Source organism: Paraburkholderia sediminicola (assembly GCF_046026895.1).
GTDB classification, from domain to species: domain Bacteria; phylum Pseudomonadota; class Gammaproteobacteria; order Burkholderiales; family Burkholderiaceae; genus Paraburkholderia; species Paraburkholderia sediminicola_C.
The window spans coordinates 190,024-209,194 of sequence record NZ_JAQQEU010000002.1; the positions used below are offsets into that span (position 1 = coordinate 190,024).

Annotated in this window: 17 protein-coding genes and 1 pseudogene; 11 read left to right on the top strand and 7 right to left on the bottom strand. The window is 62.0% G+C overall.

Annotated features, from left to right (window positions below; genetic code table 11):
• Positions 1 to 60 precede the first annotated feature (60 nt).
• The 6 genes from PQR02_RS02820 to PQR02_RS02845 form a co-directional block, all read right to left on the bottom strand.
• Complete coding sequence (locus PQR02_RS02820; RefSeq protein WP_408225103.1) at positions 61 to 762, bottom strand: fumarylacetoacetate hydrolase family protein; 702 nt, start codon at positions 760 to 762, stop codon at positions 61 to 63.
• Positions 763 to 857: 95 nt separating this feature from the next.
• On the bottom strand, positions 858 to 1,811 hold the full coding sequence (locus tag PQR02_RS02825; protein ID WP_408225225.1) for a helix-turn-helix transcriptional regulator: 954 nt from the start codon (positions 1,809 to 1,811) through the stop codon (positions 858 to 860).
• 285 nt (positions 1,812 to 2,096) lie between these two features.
• Complete coding sequence (locus tag PQR02_RS02830) at positions 2,097 to 2,312, bottom strand: hypothetical protein (RefSeq protein WP_408225106.1); 216 nt, start codon at positions 2,310 to 2,312, stop codon at positions 2,097 to 2,099.
• 37 nt (positions 2,313 to 2,349) lie between these two features.
• Positions 2,350 to 2,481, bottom strand: coding sequence for a hypothetical protein (locus PQR02_RS02835; protein ID WP_408225109.1), 132 nt, complete (start codon positions 2,479 to 2,481; stop codon positions 2,350 to 2,352).
• Between the two features lie 493 nt (positions 2,482 to 2,974).
• Positions 2,975 to 3,331 carry a response regulator transcription factor gene (locus PQR02_RS02840; protein ID WP_408225112.1) on the bottom strand — a complete coding sequence of 119 codons (357 nt, stop codon included), beginning with the start codon at positions 3,329 to 3,331 and terminating at the stop codon, positions 2,975 to 2,977.
• A gap of 220 nt (positions 3,332 to 3,551) precedes the next feature.
• Positions 3,552 to 9,149, bottom strand: a complete 5,598-nt coding sequence (locus tag PQR02_RS02845) for a trifunctional serine/threonine-protein kinase/ATP-binding protein/sensor histidine kinase (RefSeq protein WP_408225115.1) — start codon at positions 9,147 to 9,149, stop codon at positions 3,552 to 3,554.
• Positions 9,150 to 9,517: 368 nt separating this feature from the next.
• Here PQR02_RS02845 and PQR02_RS02850 point away from each other — a divergent pair, with 368 nt between their 5' ends.
• The 3 genes from PQR02_RS02850 to PQR02_RS02860 all read left to right on the top strand — a co-directional run bounded on the left by PQR02_RS02850 (position 9,518) and on the right by PQR02_RS02860 (position 11,346).
• Complete coding sequence (locus PQR02_RS02850; protein ID WP_408225118.1) at positions 9,518 to 10,198, top strand: response regulator transcription factor; 681 nt, start codon at positions 9,518 to 9,520, stop codon at positions 10,196 to 10,198.
• 398 nt (positions 10,199 to 10,596) lie between these two features.
• Positions 10,597 to 10,725 (top strand): hypothetical protein, encoded by a 129-nt coding sequence (locus tag PQR02_RS02855; RefSeq protein WP_408225121.1) that lies wholly within the window; start codon positions 10,597 to 10,599, stop codon positions 10,723 to 10,725.
• A gap of 354 nt (positions 10,726 to 11,079) precedes the next feature.
• Complete coding sequence (locus PQR02_RS02860) at positions 11,080 to 11,346, top strand: DUF3331 domain-containing protein (RefSeq protein WP_408225124.1); 267 nt, start codon at positions 11,080 to 11,082, stop codon at positions 11,344 to 11,346.
• Positions 11,347 to 11,575: 229 nt separating this feature from the next.
• Here PQR02_RS02860 and PQR02_RS02865 read toward each other — a convergent pair.
• Positions 11,576 to 11,725 (bottom strand): annotated as a pseudogene (locus tag PQR02_RS02865) (GlxA family transcriptional regulator); the annotation flags it as partial.
• A 383-nt stretch (positions 11,726 to 12,108) separates the two neighbouring features.
• On the opposite strand from PQR02_RS02865, the gene PQR02_RS02870 reads away from it, so the two are divergent.
• The 8 genes from PQR02_RS02870 to PQR02_RS02905 all read left to right on the top strand — a co-directional run bounded on the left by PQR02_RS02870 (position 12,109) and on the right by PQR02_RS02905 (position 19,164).
• Entirely contained in the window at positions 12,109 to 12,237 is a 129-nt protein-coding gene (locus PQR02_RS02870) for a hypothetical protein (RefSeq protein ID WP_408225127.1), read from the top strand.
• The gene (locus PQR02_RS02875) at positions 12,234 to 13,109 is read left to right on the top strand and encodes an FAD binding domain-containing protein (protein WP_408225130.1); all 876 of its coding nucleotides are present in this window, start codon (positions 12,234 to 12,236) and stop codon (positions 13,107 to 13,109) included. The genes PQR02_RS02870 and PQR02_RS02875 overlap by 4 nt, the downstream gene beginning before the upstream one ends.
• Before the next feature lie 3 nt (positions 13,110 to 13,112).
• Positions 13,113 to 13,601 (top strand): (2Fe-2S)-binding protein, encoded by a 489-nt coding sequence (locus tag PQR02_RS02880; protein ID WP_408225133.1) that lies wholly within the window; start codon positions 13,113 to 13,115, stop codon positions 13,599 to 13,601.
• On the top strand, positions 13,594 to 15,948 hold the full coding sequence (locus PQR02_RS02885; protein ID WP_408225136.1) for a xanthine dehydrogenase family protein molybdopterin-binding subunit: 2,355 nt from the start codon (positions 13,594 to 13,596) through the stop codon (positions 15,946 to 15,948). Before PQR02_RS02880 ends, PQR02_RS02885 begins: the two co-directional genes overlap by 8 nt.
• A 15-nt stretch (positions 15,949 to 15,963) precedes the next feature.
• Complete coding sequence (locus tag PQR02_RS02890) at positions 15,964 to 16,845, top strand: NAD(P)-dependent oxidoreductase (RefSeq protein ID WP_408225139.1); 882 nt, start codon at positions 15,964 to 15,966, stop codon at positions 16,843 to 16,845.
• Positions 16,846 to 16,854: 9 nt separating this feature from the next.
• On the top strand, positions 16,855 to 17,520 hold the full coding sequence (locus PQR02_RS02895; protein ID WP_408225142.1) for an SRPBCC family protein: 666 nt from the start codon (positions 16,855 to 16,857) through the stop codon (positions 17,518 to 17,520).
• A gap of 85 nt (positions 17,521 to 17,605) precedes the next feature.
• A complete protein-coding gene (locus PQR02_RS02900; RefSeq protein WP_408225145.1) occupies positions 17,606 to 17,917 on the top strand; it encodes an NIPSNAP family protein in 312 nt (103 codons plus the stop codon).
• 89 nt (positions 17,918 to 18,006) lie between these two features.
• The gene (locus PQR02_RS02905) at positions 18,007 to 19,164 is read left to right on the top strand and encodes a M20 aminoacylase family protein (protein ID WP_408225148.1); all 1,158 of its coding nucleotides are present in this window, start codon (positions 18,007 to 18,009) and stop codon (positions 19,162 to 19,164) included.
• Positions 19,165 to 19,171 lie beyond the last annotated feature (7 nt).

The following is a 19,171-nucleotide window of genomic DNA, read 5'->3' on the forward strand; positions in this document are numbered from 1 at the left end:
CGATTGGGCCGCGTTGAGGCAGGCGGTCGTGACTTGGCATCCGTCACGACCGCGCTTCGTTTATCCGGCCAGCGGGCCCACCTCGAAACTGAAGTTCGCCACGCCATCCACGCCGCCTGCGACCTTGTCGCCTGGGCGTAGTGCGGCGACGCCAGCGGGTGTTCCACTGAAGATAAGGTCTCCCGGCTTCACAGTGACGGACTGAGAGACGTAGCTGATGATGTCCGCGACAGGCCAGATCATCTCGCTGAGGTCGCCTTGCTGACGAATTTCGTCGTTCACCGACAACCATATCCGGCCGCTGGATGGATGCCCCACTTCAGACGCCGGTTTGATCTCGCTCACCGGCGCAGAGGCGTCAAAGCCTTTCGCCCAGTCCCACGGTCGGCTCAGTTTTTTTGCCGTCGCCTGGAGATCCCGGCGGGTCAGATCGACGCCAACGCCATAACCCCAGACAAAATCGAGTGCGGTTTCAGGGGCGATGGCCTTTCCTTCCTTGCCGATCGCAATGACGAGTTCAATCTCGTGGTGCAAGTCGGAAGTAAGGGGAGGGTACGGAAGCCTGCCGGTCGCTGGCAAGACGGCATCGGCAGGTTTGGAAAAAAAGAAGGGAGGATCCCGGTCCGGGTTGGCGCCCATTTCGCGCGCGTGGTCCGCGTAGTTGCGGCCGACGCAGAACACGCGGCGCACGGGAAAGCGGCTCGTCGAGCCGCTGACAGCAACGGAGGTGATCGTGGGGGGTGTCACTGAGTATTCGGTCATGGTAAGCCTCGCGATGGGTATTGGCTTACCTACGATATCGCGCAGCGAACTCTCCGTTCAGGACAAATCCGCTGAACACCAGGACGAACTTACGGTCAACCTTTGCGCGCAGTTGCACCGCCGCTTCGTTGGCCCGCACTCCGGTGCATGTCGCGAAACTCACTCGGCGATTGACCGACTGACCGACGAAACCGCCTCGAAAAATAGGCTTCGTCGCGATAGCCGACCATAAACGCGATGTCCTTGATGCGCCGGCTGTCGTTGGCCAGCAGTTCCTTCGCGCGTGCGATGCGCCGCTCGGTCACCCACTCGACAAATGTCCGACCCGTCTCTTTCTTGATCAGATGCGCAAGGTAGTTCGGCGATAGAAACGCAGCGGCGGCGGCCGAGGTCAGGGACAGTGTGTCGCTCGCGAGATGGGCACTGACGTGGCGGTCCACACGGACCAAGGCGTCCCGTCGGCCGAGTCTTTGGACGTTACGCGAGGAAAGGCGAAGCAGCTGATCCGCGTGTCGTTGGCAGACGATCCCGATAAGCTGAAGAAGGTATCCGCGCAGGAGGGCGGTCGCGCCGAAGCGCCGCGTCTCATTGACCTCCAGCATGCGTGACAGAAGCGGTTCGATTTCGGCGAGATCGGCGTCCTCCAGAATGAAGTCGATGTACGCCTGAAGCCTGAATGGCGCGAGTTCGGGCGCCTGCGTGATCGCCACATCCTCGAGGTCCAGTGGATCCGCAATTCCGCTGGTATTGGCGCGTAGAAACGCTTGCGTAAAGTTGATGACGATAAAGCGCGAACGCGCGGGGTGCGGTATCAGATGCAAACGATGCGGCAGGATAAAGGCGACCGCGCCAGCAGGAAACGGCCGGCTTACTCCGCCGATGTGCTGTTCGGTATCTCCGCCGAGGTTGATCTGAATCTGAAAATATTCGTGCTTGTGCGGCTCTTCAATCGCGGGGCGTGAGGCTTGATCGCGTATGTAGAAATCGAGGCGGTCGCTTCGCTCGGGCATCGCATAAGTGCGTGATACCGCCGCCGGTGAAGCCTTCATGGCTGCGTGTTCCAATTGATTCAGGGTCGCCGGTACATTGTGCTTTGACGGCGGCGTCGGCTTCCTCGCCGCCGGACGAGGTACTCTATCAGACCATGAGTCGTCACGTGAAGATGTACCGCTTTGAGGCGGTGGGCACAGAGCGCTCACGCGCGTGCGGATGCGTTTCTTCTGAATAGTCAGGGTGTTCGTTTGCCGGTCAATGACGAGACCGGGGACCTCGACATCGGAGGCGCTGGTTCCATTTCGCTCGCCATTCCGGGGGGCCGTCGGGCCGGGTTCGCACTAGTGGTTCAGACAGAAGCACGCGCTCACCGCTTCGGCAGGCGACAGCCCAGTGTGGAAGTAAGCCTCCAACCGCTGGACGATCGCAACGTCAGGTTCCCAGGGCTCGCGAATGAAGCCCTCTCCGACGGCTTTTTCGTAAACGGCGTCTGCCCATGCGCACAGGTCGAATTCGAACCGGAAAGGCAGTTCTATCTGATTGGATTGGATGAACATGACAACCTCCACAACATCGAAAATGCGCGTGGTCAAATTACGCGGAAGCGGATTGAGACGACATGTCCTCTTCAACGATTGGATGCGCCAGGATCCTGATCATTGCGACAAGCACAGTCGCCACGACGGCAAGGAAGCCGGACATGTAGATAAGCACGATGGTCATCATCGTCTGCTCCTCCCTTCAGATATGCCGCAATTGCGGCGGCCACCACCGGCTGACGGCATGGGTCACGATTGCGCAGAAGGTCCACGGCCCAAGCCGCGAGACGAACGGTGCGCATCGATCGTCAAGAAACCGGATTCAGGTTCGCGGATCGATCGAGCGAACTGGTGATGAACAGGACTGACCATGCCAGGCGCATCGCGCTTGCACATTGGCCTTGAGATCAATGTACAGGTGCGAGGCACACGAAACCATTCTACGAATGGCTCGAATAGCGGCGCATGTGGATAGGAATCTCATACCCGCGTATAACTCGCGCAATTGCTGGAGGCAATGAAAGGTGTCCTTCGCAATGAAGATCCTGTTCGAAGGGCAATATCCGCAGGCGTGAAGCCAGGCTGGGAGAAGTCGTCGTGACGGCGAGGGGAATTGAACGTGTGACGGCCAGAATTGCGCGGCCCGGCAAGAGGGCAGTTTTCTGACCGGGTGGCAACCGTTATGGCCCATCTAGCGCGAGATTGAGCAAGCGCTCCACAGTGGCGGCATCAACGGGCTTTTCCAGGAAAGGGGGGGCACCCCTGGCCTGGATTTTGGCTTCCAGGGCAGCGGTCGGGAATCCCGTGGTGAAAATGATCGGAATGGCGTACCCGAGGGCCAGCAGGCAATCGTGCATTTCGATTCCGGACAGGCCCGGCATCCGTATATCCGAAATCAGGCATGACGTTTCGTCGATTAACCCCGACTCCAGAAATTCTTCCGCCGATGCAAACACTCGTGCTTGCCACCCTAGCGAACGAACCAGACTTGCGGTCGCCACCCGGGCACCCTCATCGTCATCGACGATGGAAATCATTTGAGAAGACACTAGCGACGGGCCTCGACACACTGGAAGCGGAGCGTGCCACCCGCAATCGTGTGGCACGCGACTCAAATCCATCGTAGCTCCGAAACCACCGCACGGAAATGATACGAATGTATAGACCGTTCGTGTGCGTGGCGTCGATCCGGATGGGTCCCGATGGCGCTCTCGAACATGACCGGTCGTTGTCATGTTTTCCGCACCGGCTTGCCCTTCACGACGCATCGCGGTCAACCCAGGGCAGGCTGAGCTGGAATCTGGCCCCGCGCCCGGCATGGTTGGACGCCCACACCTGTCCGCCGTGGGCTTCGATGATAGAACGGCAGATCGACAATCCCATGCCCATGCCGTCGGCTTTCGTGGTGAAGAAAGCGTCGAACAGCCGCGTTGCGATTTCCGGATCGATGCCCGGGCCGGAGTCCTGCACTGTGACGAGCACGTGCCCATCGTTATCCCGATGGGACTCGATAAGTAGTTCACGTGAGTTGTCGCCGATGTCAGCCATTGCCTGGATCCCGTTGATGACGAGGTTAATGAGCACTTGCTGAAGCTGGACCCGATCGCCGAGCACCGGAGGCAAGTCGGAGGCAAGCTCCAGGCGCAACGAGACCCGATGGTTCAGGAGTTCGCGCTGAACCAGCGCTACGACGTCATTGATCACATCGTTCAGTTCGAGCTGTGTCTTGCGCGGCGCCGCCTTGCCGGTGAGCGTGCGGATCCGCCGGACAATTTCGCTCGCGCGCCTGCCTTCGCCGATCATATGCTGCACACAGGCCCGCACCTCTTCCGGCTGCGGATTGTTGTGGCCGAGCCATCGGAGGCAGGCTTCGCCACTGGTCACGATCGCACCGAGCGGTTGGCCAACCTCGTGGGCGATGGATGCGCTCAGTTCCCCGAGCGTTGTCACGCGAGTTGCATGAGCCAGTTCCACCTGCAATGCTTGCAGCTGCTCATCCGCGCGTTTGGCCTCGGTCCGCCGCGCCGCGAGTTCCGCCTCGGCCTCCTTCTGTTCGGTCAGATCGAGCACGAACGCTACGCCGTTCTCCTCCGAACCCTCCATGAGCGCTCCGCCGATCAGAACGGGGATGCGAGTGCCGTCCTTGCGGATATATTCCTTCTCATAGGGCTGGGAACGCCCGTGCTGCCGTAGTTCTTCGACCGCCCGCGCGTCAGCGGCGCGATATTCCGCGGGCGTCATGCTGGCCCATTGGACCTGGCCGGACAGCAGATCTTGCCGCGAATAGCCGACGATCCGAAGAAACGCGTCGTTCGCGTCGGTGGCGATACCGGTCACGTTCCAGAAGAACACGCCGATGATGTTCGATTCGACCAGCCGCCGGATGCGAGCTTCGCGCACACGCAGTTCCTCTTCGGCTAGCTTGCGCTCGCTGTTCTCACGCTGCAGATCGGCGTAGAGCAGCGCGTTTTCCAGCGAGATCGCGGCCTGGGAGGCCAGCAGTTCCAGCACGGTCAGGCGTTCGGGCGTGAAGGCATGCGTGGCCAGGTTGTTTTCCAGATACAGCAGGCCGATCAGCGCGGAGCGCCGCATGATCGGCAGGCACAACACCGACTTCGGGCGCCGGCGGGCGAAGTAGTCGTCTGCCGCAAATGGATTCGATTGCATCGCATCGGTCAGCAAGACCTGCTCGTGGCTGCGGCGCACGTAGTTGATGATGGATGCGGGGAGCACCGCTTCCCGCTTGGACGATTCCGGCAACGCCGGTGCGCTCAGCGCCCGGCCCAGATGCTGCCGTACCTGGATGGTCTGTTGTTCGACGCTCGCTTCGGCCGCGAGGACCAGGCTCTCGCTGCGCGCGAGCAGCAAGTGGCAGGTCTGCGCCCCGGCATTTTCTAGCAGGATGTGCATTAGCGTGTCAACGAGGTCCTCGAGCACGATCTGGCCGGAGATGGCTTGCGACGCTTTCGTGACCGACAGCAGATCCAGTTGCGCAACGTTGCCGAACGCAGTCGCGGCCGGGGAAGCCGGATCTTCGCGCAGTTGCGGCGCGCGCGCGTCGATCTGTCTGACCTTGCCGTCGGCGCCCCAGCGCGCAAAGCACTCGCGCGCCTTTCGCATATAGGTGTCGGCAATCGTCTCGAATCCACGCGTGCGGTAGAACGCCGAGGCGCGCTCATATGCGATTGCCTCGTTCTGGACGAAGCCGTGCTCGCGCGCCGATCGAATGGCCTGTTCGTACAGCCGCATGGCGTCGGAGTCGTGCTCTCCCAGTCGGGCAATCTCGGCGGCTATCAGCGTGGTGCGGTCCGCGAAATTCTCGGGGCAATTGTTCGCCCACGTCTGAAGCTGCTGATGGTGAACGGAGATTGCCTCCAGATGGGTGGCTCGTTCGTCAGCCGATGCCGAATCGCAGTGCGCTGCGCGCGCCAGGGCGTCAAAGTAGTGATATTCCGCCAGCTCGAAACAGAATGGCGTCGTCCACAACAAGCGCTCGGCATTCGATGCCGCCGCGATGGCGCAAGCGTAGTCGCCTGCGTGGAAACGCGCTTGCAACTTGCGAATCCAATACCAGCAAGTGACGAGTGCCAGCCCCGGATCCGTGCGCAGATGCTGCTCGAACTGGTCTTCGTCGAATGCAGCATCGTTGAAGGAGCCAAAAGCGGGAGTCAGGCCGCGGAGTGCTTTGATCAGCCTGAGTTGCGTCGTCATGACGTCGGCGACGAATTCGAAGCGCATTTTATGTGCGAACTCGAAGCCGCTTTCGGCTTCACGCTGCACATCGCCGAGGGGATCTCCGGCACCTAGCAGATTGGTGATCAGGTTGTTGCCGCAATAGCCCGAAAACGTCAGGTCGCCGGTCTGGTTGGCCGTGTCGAAGGCGAGCCGCAGTGGGGCGCGACCTGAACGTATGTGCTTCGTCCAGGGCACGATGAAGGCGCCAAAGCCCGCGTAGACGCGGGCCTTGAAGCGATCCATTCCGTGCTTCTCGACGAGTTCGACGCCGAGCCTGCCGAACCGGAATCCGGCCTGGTAATCACCGAATTGCGGCCCGAGGGTCATGCCGAGCATGACATAGGCGAATCCCGATCCGTCGCTGTTGCCATGCTCGAGGCTCAGATTCGCCATTCGGCTGGCGGTAAGACAATACAGGTTCATATCGGTGGCATGGGCGGGCGGCTGGACGGCAGTTAGCACGTCCAGCGTGGCGCGGCAGACGGGATCGGTCATCAAAGGTAAATCGAGAAGCTGCTCGATCGAGCGCTTGCCCATCCGTTGCCACAATCGCTCGTACTCCTGTTGCACCTCCTCCTTGCGCGGGTGCGCCGACCACTTGACGCCAACGGCACGGAGAAACTCGAGGCTCACTTCAACCGCGCGGTCGGCTTGTCCCGCGTTCATATAAAGCGCCATGCGCAGGCACGCGACAGCGGCCTTGTCGATGAGGTTCGCGGCGCGATGTGAAAGCGTCGACAGTCGTTGTTCCGCCGTCGTCAGGTCGCCGTTGAGGAATTCGCATTCGGCACGCTGAAAGCCGAGCGAGAAAGTGAGCGCATCGTGCCGGTTCGCATCATCCTCTGCCGCCAGGGCGTGGCCGGCAGTGAAGTAGGCCAGTGCCGATGCGTAAGCCGTCGCCGCCTTGGCACGCATGCCAGTGGCGAGATTGAGTTCAGCTACGCGCTCGCGCTCTTCCGGTGCCGTGATCAGTGCGGCGCCGCGGTTGAACTGGTTCGTCACATCGAACCGATGCGCGGCAAGCTCGTCGGCTGTCATGCTCGACAGGAGCACGCGGCCGATGCGCAGGTGTATTTCACTGCGGCGTCCTTCGGGAATCAGTGAATAAGCCGCCTGCTGGATCCGGTCGTGCAGGAACTTGCCACTGCCGTGGGTACGCAAGATCAAATTTTCGCGCACCGCCGGCGCAAGGTGCTGCTCAATCTCGGCATGGCCGCTGACCAGCGCGAGCATCCGCAGGTCGAACCTGTTGCCGAGGCAGGCGGCCAGTTGCAGCGCTTCCTGTGCGGGGACCGGCAGCTGCCGCAACTTGCTCAACATCAGATCGACGACGTTGTCGGCAAAATCTTTCGCTTTGATCTGTTCGAGGTTCCAGCGCCATGCATGGATCTGGGTATCACGCCGTAGCAACCCCTCCTTGTGCAGCGCATCCAGAAACTGAATAAAGAAAAACGGGTTGCTCTCGGTGCGTTCGCAAATGAGCTGGGTGAGTGGCTCGCAGGACGCGGGTGGCGCATGCAGCGTGTCGGCCACCAACTGGTTTAAATGCGCGGCGGACAACGGCGCGAGCCGGATGTCGACCACCGGCGTGCCACTGTGATGGATCGCACCGAGGCTCTTCATCAGCGGATGCGTTCCGCTCACCTCGTTGTTGCGATAGGCGCCGATCAGCAGCAGGTAACGGGTATCCGGGTGGGTGAGCAAGTGCTCGACGAGCGCCAGGCTGGCTGCGTCGATCCACTGCAGGTCGTCCAGGAAGAGGACTAGCGGGTGTGCCCGGCTCGTGAACACCGTCACGAATCGCCGGAACACGAGGCGGAACCGGTTTTGAGCTTCCGTCGGCGGCAGCGCTGGTACCGGAGCTTGCGTGCCGATGATCAACTCGACTTTGGGCAGCACATCGAGAATGAGCTGGCCATTGACCCCGACCGCAGCCTGTAGTTGTTGCCGCCATCCAGCGAGGCGCGCGGCACTTTCGGCCAGCAGTTGCTGCACCAATTCGCCAAACGCTTGCGTAAGGGTGGCATAGGGAATGTCTCGCTGATACTGATCGAACTTGCCTGAAATGAAGTAGCCGCGTTTCGCGACAATCGGCTTGCGCAACGCGTCGACCAGCGCCGACTTGCCGATGCCCGAGTACCCGGAGACGGTCGCAAGCGCCGCCCGGCCGGTGGACGCCATGATTTCGAACACACCGAGGAGCGTATTTGATTCCTGATCGCGCCCGTACAGTCTGTGGGGTATCTGGAAGCGATCCGACCGATCGTCCGTGCCGAGCCGGAACCGCTCGACCCGGCCGCAAGCGCGCCATTGCGCCAGACACCGGTCAAGATCGGATTGCACGCCACGCATGCTTTGATAACGATCCTCCGGTAGTTTGGCGAGCAGTTTCATCACGATGTCGGACACCGGTTGCGGCACCTCGGGCGCGATGTCGCACGGCGGCGGGGGCATGCGGGCGATATGGCAATGCGTCCATTCCAGCGGATCGCTCGCCTGGAACGGCAGTTGACCGGTGAGCATGCGATAGAGCAGCACACCCATCGAATAGCAATCGGTCCGGTAATCGACTGGACGATTCGTGCGGCCGGTTTGCTCGGGCGACATGTATGCCCATTCGCCCACGGAGACGACAACGTCCTCTGGCGAGACGGTGTGCTCCTGAGTCGTCGCGAGGCTGAAATCCACTAGCAGAACTTCGCCGGTTTCTGGCGCGACCAGAATATTGGCCGGACGCAGATCCCGATGGATGACGTGGGCGGTATGGATGGCCGCCAATGCATCGGCCAGGTGATGCGCGATAGTCAGGGAGCGCGGCAGGTCCGGGCGCGGGCCGTGGCACAAAACGGTTTCGAGCGATTCGCCCGGGAAGTCTTCGAGAATCGACACCAGGCGTCCGCGGTCATCGATCAGGGAAAGCGGTTTGGCAACGCCTGCGCCTTTCAATGTTTGAAGGAGCAGGTATTCGCGTTTGAAACGAGCGGATTGGACTGCGCCGGCGTGTTCAGGAAGCAGCTTCAGCAGCACCGGCATCGCGTCCGACAGGCGTCGGCCACGGTAGAGGGCCGAGCCCGCAGTCATGTAGACACGATCAATGGTCTGACAATTCGCGACAATCATTGCCCCCCCTTGTCCGCCGGCGACCTGGGCCGACACCTGCAGGTTGCATTCCGCTGGCGGATGGGGCGCAGGTCCGCATGAATGTTGGCCTCATCCAAAGTGATCACGTCGCGACCCGCAACGATTTACAATTAGTTTACTCGGTTGCCAGTGAGGTGCAGGAGCACTGGCAACGCGATGAGCGTAAGACAAGACCGCATCAGGCGCGATAATCGAGCAGAATGCGATCGACGGATTCTGGGCCTGTCCAGTGATTTGAACCCTTCCTGCAAGCAGCCTGGGATCCGGTGATGTCTGCAACCGTGGCGGCGTAAAATGGGTCCATGCCAGCAGGGTGCGACCGCATTCTGGCTTCGCGAGGTGTCCAGATGACTACCAGGCCGACCCGCCAAATGGCGGATGAACCCGAAGCAACTGACGGTTCCGTCGTCTACGTTGTCGATGACGACGAGGGAATCCGGCGAGCCCTCGACCTGCTCTTGCGCTCCGTAGGCTTGCGCGTCGAAACGTTCGAGTCCCCGGATGAATTTCTCCGGTTTCCTCACTCCGCGGGACCGAGTTGCCTCATTCTTGACGTGCGGCTCCGCGGAAAAAGCGGCATGGCTTTTCACCAGGAAATCGTTAGTAGCGGCATGCATATCCCCGTTGTATTCATGACCGGTCATGGAGACATCGAGATGGGGGTGAAGGCAATGAAGGCTGGCGCGCTCGATTTCCTCGCGAAGCCATTCAAAGACCAGGATATGCTCGACGCAGTTGCTCAGGCCCTCGCGCGAGACAGCGAGCGGCTCGCGGCAGAAACCGCGCTCACGGGGCTGCGCGCTTCATACCAGTCGCTTTCGCCGCGCGAGAAAGAGGTGATGGGCTTTGTCTTGTCCGGTCTGCTGAACAAGCAGATCGCCGCCGAAATGAACCTGAGCGAGATCACGGTCAAGGTCCACCGTGGACAGGTGATGCGAAAAATGAATGCGCGCTCAATGCCGGACCTCGTCCGCAAGGCCGAATCGCTTGGTATCAAGCCCTGTCTGCCCGACGGCCGTCACCGCTGAGCGCCAGCGTACGCGAGCGCTTGTGCAGACCATTCGCGCGGGTTGAGAAAAGGTCCGGTCCCTGGCGCCGAGCGGTCGTCAAGACTGTGTCGGCGTTTCGTTCCAGATGGCCGCTCTGGTTGCTTGCGTTTGCCGCTCAACCGGAGACTCCCCTTTACGGCACGCCCGGTGAAATCTCCTTGCCGTGCCTATACCTCCGTATAAGGCGATTACGCTAATGCGGCATCGGCATATCCGACCGTAGAATAGACTCGCCCTCCGGCTAGACCTACCCTTATCTCATCGCGACACGCTCGCTGTTATTGCGGCGCAAAGCTCGCGGTACGGCCCGACGACCCCATGGCACTTTCGGATGGCCGCTCGACCGGTGCCCTTCGCAACGTCTCCAAGGAATCATCGTGTCACATGTTCTACGTAGCTGGATTCATATCGGCAGCAACGCATATAACGAGTACACCTTCGTGCCGTGGCTTGGCAGGACCATTTATCGCCGTACGGTCGACTTCTCCGTCATATGCATCCAGTAGCCGCAAGTCGGGAGTGGTTCGACCTCCAGGGTTATTCGCTGCTGCTTCACCATTTGCTAAGGATGGCAAAAGATCGTGAACGTTGAGCCCAATACGAATTCTGACCTCCCGTCAGAAAGTGAATCTTGTCATACGCCTGCTTTTCCTGCGTTGTCCTCATCCCATCATCCATCATCGCATCGGCCGGGCCGACTCACTTCAGCACCCGGGGCTCGAGACCCATGGGCGACGACGCTCGCAGTCATCGACCATTTTTTCTCTCCGCCACACCCGACGTGGAATCCTCCGGGCCTGTCCGGCCGCTCCCGCCTGGATGGCGAGCCGGTCAATTCGCGTCAGTCGGACGGTGGTGACGTGCGCACCTATACTGTGACGGTCGTGGAGGAACTGCCCAATGCGCTCTTCGCGTTACGCTGGCACGACCCGACGCTTTGCAACTACGAGGAGCAAATCTGGGCACCATGCCTTGCTCCCGCGATGGGGCGTTGCGCCCTGTCTGGCGAGCACATCAACAAGGGCGACCCGGTCTACCGTCCCCGAGTCCGCGGACGCTTCATTCCGCTTAACCGCGATGCGCTGATTCTGGCTCGCGAGCTGATCAAGGCCAGCACACGCGACTGAGACGCGATGTGGCACTGGTCCTCCAAGGGTGCGTTCCATCGTTTGGCCACAAGCGAGCGCGGCGCTCGCTGTCGTCATCGATGACGGACAGCGGCGGCCCCTTCGTTCACCGGATCGCCGGAGCGAAAGCGCTGCCGATATTCGGCGGGACTGATCTGAAGCCAGCGACTAAACGTACGCCGAAGTGTATCCGCGCTCTCAAATCCGCAACGCTTAGGGGTTTCGCCGATCGGGTGACGTCGAGCGCCATTTGCTTGCCGAAGTCCTCTTCGATCATGACCAGCGCGAGATCGATGCCGGCGGTCACGCCTGCGGTCGTATAGAGGCCGCTGTCTTTTACATAGATCTGGTCGGCTTCGATCTTCACCTTCGGAAACACTGGGCAGCCTGCCGGTTGAGCGGATTCACCAGGCCAGCGCTTATCACTTTCCAACCGCCGCGGTCGCCGAATGCGACTCACGCGCGTCCATCCTGGGTGGACTTCTGTGCGCGCCCGATCTCTGCGGAATTCCCGCCACATTGCTCTCCCACCGATCACCGGTGCCAGAGTTACGTAGTTCAATCGTCGATTGACGATAATTATTTGTTCGATTGAGCTAGGCAATTCATGGGATCAAATGCGGAAAAATTCAGGCGATCCAGCGCGATTTCGCTCCACAGGTCAATCGACCACCGGTGACCTGAAATTTTTTGTAGAATCATGATGTCGTCAGTTGACGAGTTATTTTTCAGGAGATATCTTCCAATGCTTGGGGGCAGTTGATGCCTTTGCGTGTCGGCAAGGAGCGTTCTTGCAAGGTCGGTGAACGCGTGGCCTTGTCGATCAACCGCCGCCGCCTGCACCTGTTCGATCAGGCGAGCGGCGTGAACCTGAAGGTGCAGAACGCATGAAACCCGCGGTATTTTCGTATCACCGGCCTCACACGCTTGAAGAAGCGCTCTCGCTGCTCGCGCAGCACGGCTTCGACGCGAAAGTCATCGCGGGAGGGCAAAGCCTCGCGCCGATGATGAACATGCGCTTTGCGCAGCCCGCCCATCTGATCGACCTCAACGCATTGCCGCAACTAAGCGGCGTGACGCTGGCGGGTGAGGTGCTATCCATTGGCGCGATGACGCGCCATCACGAGGTCGCAGCCAGCGGCACGGTGCGCGCCGCTTGCCCGCTGCTCGCGGAAGCGGCCGCGACCATCGGGCACTACGCGATTCGCCAGCGCGGCACGCTTGGGGGCAGCCTTGCGCACGCGGATCCTGCTGCGCAAATGCCGCTCATTGCCAGCACGCTGGGCGCGAGCATCGAAATTGTCGGACCGGACGGCAGCCGTGAGGTGCCGTGCGCGGAGTTCCTGATTGCGGTGATGACAACCGATCTCGCCGCTGAAGAAATCATTCGCGCCGTGCATTTCCCGGTCGCACGCCCGGGCGAGCGGCACGCATTCGAACTCTTTAGCAGGCGGCGTGGCGACTTCGCGATTGCGGCTTGCGCGCTCACCGCCATGCTCCACGGCAACAGATTCTCCAGCCTGCGGATTGGCCTCGGCGGCGTGGCGGACGCCCCGCTCGTGCTAAACGAACTCGCAGCGGGCTTCGTGGGCGCTGCGGTCGATTTGCCGACGCTTGCCGCGATCGCCGACGCCGTGGCTGGCGCTATCGACCCCTACGATCAACCGGACATCAGCGCCGCCTACCGGCGCGAACTCGTCAAGGCGCTCACGACGCGAGCGTTGCTACGCGCGACGCAGTCGGCCAACACGACTTCCAATTGAGTCATGGAAAAGAACAAGATTTATCTGAATGTGAACGGCGCCCGTCACGAAGTGCATTGCGAGCCTCGCAAGCTCCTTTCCGATGTGCTTCGCGAAGACTGCCGTCTGACCGGCACGCACGTGGGCTGCGAGCACGGCGTCTGTGGCGCGTGCACGGTGCTGATCGACGGCCGGCCGGCGCGCTCGTGCCTCGCGTACGCCGTTCAAATGGACGAGGTGCAGATCACCACGATCGAAGCTGTCGCGCAGGATGGCCGCCTCTCTCCGCTGCAGCTGGCGATGCACGAGTGTCATGGCCTGCAGTGCGGCTTTTGCACGCCGGGCATCGTGATGACCTTCGAGGCGTATCTGCGCGAGCACCCCAGCCCTTCCGAGGCCGAGGTGCGCGAGGCGCTTTCCGGCAACCTGTGCCGCTGCACCGGCTATCAGAACATCGTGCGGGCGATCCTGCGCGCGGCCGCGCGGATGCGGGGGGAGAGCGCCGATGTCTGAGCAGACGTTTCGCTACCTCAACAAGGCGCTGCCGCGCACCGAAGACTATCGCCTGCTGACGGGCTATGGCCGGTATCTCGACGATATCGAAATTGCGGGCGCCCTCCATGTGAGCTTCGTGCGCTCGCCGCATGCGCATGCGCGGATCGTTTCACTGGATACCGCGGCGGCCGCCGGCATGCCCGGTGTCGTGACCGTCGTCACCGGACGGGAGCTGGCTCAGTGGACCACGCCGATGCGTGTCGCTGCGCCGGTCGAGGGCTTGTTGCCGGTCGAGTTCGCGACGATGCCGACCGACATCGTGCGCTTTCAGGGCGATCTCGTCGCGTGTGTGGTTGCGACCGACCGGTATCTCGCGGAAGACGCGGCGGAGCAGGTCATGGTCGAGTTCGAGCCGTTGCCTGTGGTGACCGATATGTGGCAAGCACTAGAAGCCGATGCCGCGCAAGTCGACCCAGGGGTGCCGGGCAACCTCGTGTCGCACCAGACCTACTCGAACGGCGACCCGCAGGGCGTGGCCCAGCGAGCCTACCGTGTGGTCGAAGCGACCTTTCAGCAGCAGCGGCAGACCCATGTACCGATTGAAACGCGCGGTTGCGCCGCAGTCTGGGACGCCGGACGCGACCACCTGACGTTCCACATCGGAACCCAGGTGCCGCATCCTTTGCGCACTCAGCTCGCGCAACGGCTCAGACTCAGCGAGTCGCAGGTGACGGTGATTTCGCCTGACGTCGGCGGTTCGTTCGGTCAGAAGATCGCCCTGTACCGCGAAGAGCTGACCGTTGCCGCACTCGCGCGTCATCTGAAGCGGCCGGTGCGCTGGCGCGAAGACCGTCTCGAGAATCTGACCGCAGCGGCCAATTCCCGTGAAGACTTCTGCCGCACCCGCGCCTCGGTGGATGAGCACGGCACGCTGCTCGCGCTCGATCTGGAGATCCGTGAAGACTTCGGCGCGTATTGCTTCTTTCCGGCGAACTATCTCGCGCGCGTGGTCGCGATGGTGTTGAGTGGACCGTACCGGCTGCAGCACTACGCGTTCGACGTGAAAGTCGTGCTCAGTCACAAATGTGGCAATGCACCCATGCGCGCGCCGATGTCCATCACCAGCTGGGTCATGGACGGCACGCTGGAAGCGATTGCGCGCGAGCTGAAGCTGGATCCGGTCGAGGTGCGCCGCCGCAACCTGTTGACACCGGAGGAACTGCCGTACCGCACGGCCACCGGCGAATTGCTGGCCGACATTACGCCGTCGCAGACTTTTGAAGCGGTGCTGGCGGCCTTCGACTACGACGCTTTTCGCGCGCGCCAGCAGGCGGCGCGGGCAGCCGGCCGCTATCTCGGGCTTGGCCTGTGCAACGTGGTCGAGCCGACGACGTACGGTTCGCGCTTTTATAAATCGGCCGGCATTCCGGGCTCGGGACACGAGGCAAGCTGGATCCGTATCGAGCCGAGTGGTGTCGTGAACGCGTCGGTGGGTCTCGGCCCCAGTGGGCAAGGCTATGAAAGTGCAATGGCGAATGCGGTGGCCGAAGGTCTGGGGGTGGATCCGTCGAGCGTGCGTATCCATCTGGGCCACACCGATATCGCGCCCTACGGGATGGGCAGCCGCGGCGCCCGCAGCGGCACGGCGGGCGGCGGCGCGCTCTATTTGTGCGCGCTCGATGCGCGCCGCAAGGTGCTTGCCATCGCCGCTGGTTGTCTCGAACTGCCCGATAGCGACTCGCTTCGCCTTGTCGACGCGCGCGTCGAGCGCCGCAGCGGCGACGCGTGGGTCGAGACGGATCTGACGCTCGCCGACGTGGCGCGGCGTGCCTATATGGATCCTACTTCGCTGCCGCAGGCCCTCGCGCCTGGCCTCGAGTTTCACCTGACCTACGATCCACCGCCGATGACCTACTCGAATTCGACGCACGGATGCGAGATCGAACTGGACGTGGCCACCGGTGCAATCCATTTTGCGCGCTACGTGATCGCCGAAGACTGCGGCACGCTGCTCAACCCCACCGTGGTGACAGGGCAGCAACACGGCGCAGTGGCAATGGGACTGTCCGGCGCGTTGTTCGAGCACACGCGCTACGACGAAACGGGGCAGAACGTCACCGGCTCGCTCGCCGACTACCTGATCGCCACTTCGACTGAATTACCCAACTTCGAGATCATCCCGTTGCATACGCCTAGCCGCGCGACGGCGGCGGGCATCAAGGGGATGGCCGAAGGCGGCGTGATGGGCGCGCTCGGCGCCTTGACCAACGCCGTGAACGACGCGCTAGCGCCATTCGGCGTAGTGGCGGACCGTCACCCTTTGACCCCCATGCTGTTGCGCGGCCTGCTGCGCGACAAACTCTGACCGGATCAGGCAATCATGAATCAATCTGCAAGCAAACCCGCTGTCGGCTTTATCGGCCTTGGCATCATGGGCGCCTCGATGGCCGCGCGGCTCGCCGCAGCCGGCTATCCGTTGCACGTCTATAACCGTACGCGTGCGAAGGCCGAGCCGCTGATCGAAGCGGGCGCATCGTGGCACGCCACGCCGAAGGCGCTCGCTGAAGCATCCGACGTGATCATCACGATCGTCGGCATGCCGGACGACGTGCGCGCACTGTACCTCGGTGACGACGGTCTGATCGTGAACGCGCGGCGCGATGCCGTGCTGATCGACATGACGACTTCGAGCCCGCAACTGGCCGAAGAGCTAGCCGCGCACGCCGTGGCTCGCGGCGTGCACATGCTGGACGCGCCGGTTTCGGGCGGCGATATCGGCGCGCGCGAGGGACGGCTGTCCATCATGGTGGGCGGCGCGGCCGACGCGCTCGCGCGCGTCGAGCCGATGCTGCGCTGCCTCGGCACGAACATCGTGCTGCAAGGCGGACCGGGCGCGGGTCAGCACACCAAGCTGTGCAATCAGATCGTGATCGCATCGACGATGCTGGGCGTGTGCGAAGGCCTGGCTTATGCGCACAGCGCCGGACTGGATCCGCAGACGGTGTTGAGCGCGATCGGCGGCGGCGCGGCTGGCGGCTTCCAGTTGAACAACCTGGGGCCGCGCATCGCGAAGGGCGATTTCGCGCCAGGCTTCTTTATCGAGCATTTCATCAAGGACATGCGGATTGCGCATGAGGAAGCCGCTGACATGGGACGTGAGTTGCCAGGTCTGGATCTGGTGCGAAGTCTTTATCAGAAGCTCGCCGAGCAAGGCTTTACGCGTAACGGCACCCAGGCGCTCTTCAAACTCTACGAGCGCTGAGGAGCGGCGATGAAGCTGGCTGATCAATGCATTCTCCCCGCGCGACCCGACACCGTGTGGCGTGCGCTGAACGATCCTGCCGTGCTCGAAGCGTGTCTGCCCGGATGTAAATCGCTTTCGATGCTGGACGAGCGGCATTTCGAATCGACGGTGCAGATTCGCGTCGGGCCGGTGGCGGCGACCTTCAAAAGCAATGTGGAGCTGTCGGATCTCGATCCACCGAGGGCTTACACGATTGTCGGCACGGGCAATGCGGGCGCAGTTGGCTTCGCGAAGGTCACCGCGCGCGTGCAACTCGAACCGCAAGGCGAGACGACCGTGCTCGCATACGACGCGGATGTCGAAATCGGCGGCAAGCTGATGAGCGTGGGGTCCCGCCTGATTCAGTCCGCGGCGGGCAAGAACCTCGACGCCTTCTTCGGCGCCCTGAAGGCGCACATCGAAAAGGAGGTGGCGCCTGCGAACGCTATGCAAGACATCGAGCCGCCGCCGCAAATGCGGCTGGACACCGCGCCACTGACCAGCGGCGTGCAACATCAGCCGCACGGCGAAATGAAGCCGTCCACCGTCACGGCCAAACCCGGCCCGACACCCGATCTGCGGGTCTGGCTGGTCGGCGCAGGTTCGGGTCTGTTCGGATTGCTGATTGGATTTTTGATTGGACACGCGGCCTGACGGTCCGGGTCGCGATGGTGGTGCCCGTGAGTGTGCCCGTGCGGGCGTCGTTTTGTGAGCGTTTGAGTTGCGACAGGAGGCAACCATGCTGGTGGAAATGCGTACGTACCAGATTACGGCGGGAAAGGTGGGCGAGTTTCTGCAAATTTACGAGCGCGAGGGGCTGGAGATCATCAGTCGGTACGCACGGCTCAAGGGCTGCTGGACTAAAGACTCGGGTACGTTGAATTCGGTCGTGTTCTGCTGGGGCTATGACGATTATGCGCAGCGCGCCGCGCAGCGCGCGAAGCTCGCCGCCGATCCGCATTGGCAAGCTTTCACGCCACGTATCCTGCCGTACCTGGAGCATCAGGAATCGGTGTTCCTTGCGCCCGTGCCGTTTTGCCCGGCTGACTGATGCAGCAGAAGTGGTGAATTTTCCTGACTGCTGGACATGCAACGTTGCTTGCCGCGCCGCAGTCTGCTTTTGAGCTTTTGAGGTAATCAATGATTGAAGCTGAATTGCTCGACAACATGGTGACGTGGCGTCGTGCGCTGCATGCGCATCCCGAGACCGCGTTCGAAGAAGTCTCGACGGCGCGGCTGGTGGCATCGGTACTGCGCGAGTACGGTTTTGAAGTGACTGAGGGAGTCGGCAAAACCGGTGTGGTCGGAACGTTGCGAAGGGGGAGCGGTCCCGCGCTCGGATTGCGTGCGGATATGGATGCGCTGCCGATGGTGGAGTACAACGAATTCGAGCACCGTTCGCAACAGCGCGGAAAAATGCACGCGTGCGGTCATGACGGCCACACCGCGATGCTGCTGGGCGCCGCCGCTTCGCTAAGCCGCGATACCGGTTGGCACGGCACGGTGCACGTGATCTTCCAGCCGGCCGAAGAGGTGGCGGGCGGCGGGCGGGTCATGGTCGAAGACGGACTCTTCGAGCGTTTCCCGTGTGACGCGGTATTCGGGCTGCACAACTGGCCCGGCTTGCCGCTCGGCCATTTCGCGATCAACCGTGGTCCGATGATGGCCTCGTTCGATACCTTCGAGATCCTGGTGGACGGCAAAGGCTCGCACGCCGCGATGCCGGAAGAGGGGATCGATGCGCTGGTCTGCGCGAGCCATGTCGTGATCGCGCTGCAGACCATCGTGAGCCGGCGCGTCTCGCCGAAGGAAGCATGCGTGGTCAGCGTCACGCAGATTCATGGCGGCGAGGCCTGGAATGTGTTGCCCGATCGCGCCGTGATTCGCGGCACCGTACGCTGCTTCGATGCCGGCGTGCAGGAGCTCGTACGGAGTTTGCTGGACGAAATCGCCACACTGACCGCGCAGGCGCATGGCGCGAAAGCGACGCTATCTTACCGCTACGGCTATCCGGCAACGATCAATGCGCACGCCGAAGCCGACGTGGCGCTCGAGGCGGCGCGCGCGACGGTCGGCGCGACGAAAGTGACGTTGGGCTGTAAGCCGTCGATGGCCTCGGAAGACTTCGCGTTCATGGCTCAGGCGAGGCCGGGTGCGTATGTCTGGATGGGTGTCGATGGGCCAAAGCCTGGCGCTCCACTTCACAACCCGCACTACGACTTCAACGACGACGCATTGGCGACCGGCGCGTCGTATTGGGTGAACGTCGTGAAGGCGTTCGGCGCTGCGCGTGCGTGAAGCGTCG

Excerpts from the sequence above, each read along its gene's own strand:
- PQR02_RS02885 (WP_408225136.1), top strand. The coding sequence starts at position 13,594 with ATGTCTGAGCAGACGTTTCGCTACCTCAACAAGGCGCTGCCGCGCACC.
- PQR02_RS02845 (WP_408225115.1), bottom strand. The coding sequence starts at position 9,149 with ATGATTGTCGCGAATTGTCAGACCATTGATCGTGTCTACATGACTGCG.
- PQR02_RS02905 (WP_408225148.1), top strand. The coding sequence starts at position 18,007 with ATGATTGAAGCTGAATTGCTCGACAACATGGTGACGTGGCGTCGTGCG.
- PQR02_RS02895 (WP_408225142.1), top strand. The coding sequence starts at position 16,855 with ATGAAGCTGGCTGATCAATGCATTCTCCCCGCGCGACCCGACACCGTG.
- PQR02_RS02830 (WP_408225106.1), bottom strand. The coding sequence starts at position 2,312 with ATGTTCATCCAATCCAATCAGATAGAACTGCCTTTCCGGTTCGAATTC.
- PQR02_RS02835 (WP_408225109.1), bottom strand. The coding sequence starts at position 2,481 with ATGATGACCATCGTGCTTATCTACATGTCCGGCTTCCTTGCCGTCGTG.
- PQR02_RS02825 (WP_408225225.1), bottom strand. The coding sequence starts at position 1,811 with ATGAAGGCTTCACCGGCGGCGGTATCACGCACTTATGCGATGCCCGAG.
- PQR02_RS02875 (WP_408225130.1), top strand. The coding sequence starts at position 12,234 with ATGAAACCCGCGGTATTTTCGTATCACCGGCCTCACACGCTTGAAGAA.
- PQR02_RS02840 (WP_408225112.1), bottom strand. The coding sequence starts at position 3,331 with ATGATTTCCATCGTCGATGACGATGAGGGTGCCCGGGTGGCGACCGCA.
- PQR02_RS02890 (WP_408225139.1), top strand. The coding sequence starts at position 15,964 with ATGAATCAATCTGCAAGCAAACCCGCTGTCGGCTTTATCGGCCTTGGC.
- PQR02_RS02900 (WP_408225145.1), top strand. The coding sequence starts at position 17,606 with ATGCTGGTGGAAATGCGTACGTACCAGATTACGGCGGGAAAGGTGGGC.
- PQR02_RS02820 (WP_408225103.1), bottom strand. The coding sequence starts at position 762 with ATGACCGAATACTCAGTGACACCCCCCACGATCACCTCCGTTGCTGTC.
- PQR02_RS02870 (WP_408225127.1), top strand. The coding sequence starts at position 12,109 with ATGCCTTTGCGTGTCGGCAAGGAGCGTTCTTGCAAGGTCGGTGAACGC.
- PQR02_RS02850 (WP_408225118.1), top strand. The coding sequence starts at position 9,518 with ATGACTACCAGGCCGACCCGCCAAATGGCGGATGAACCCGAAGCAACT.
- PQR02_RS02880 (WP_408225133.1), top strand. The coding sequence starts at position 13,113 with ATGGAAAAGAACAAGATTTATCTGAATGTGAACGGCGCCCGTCACGAA.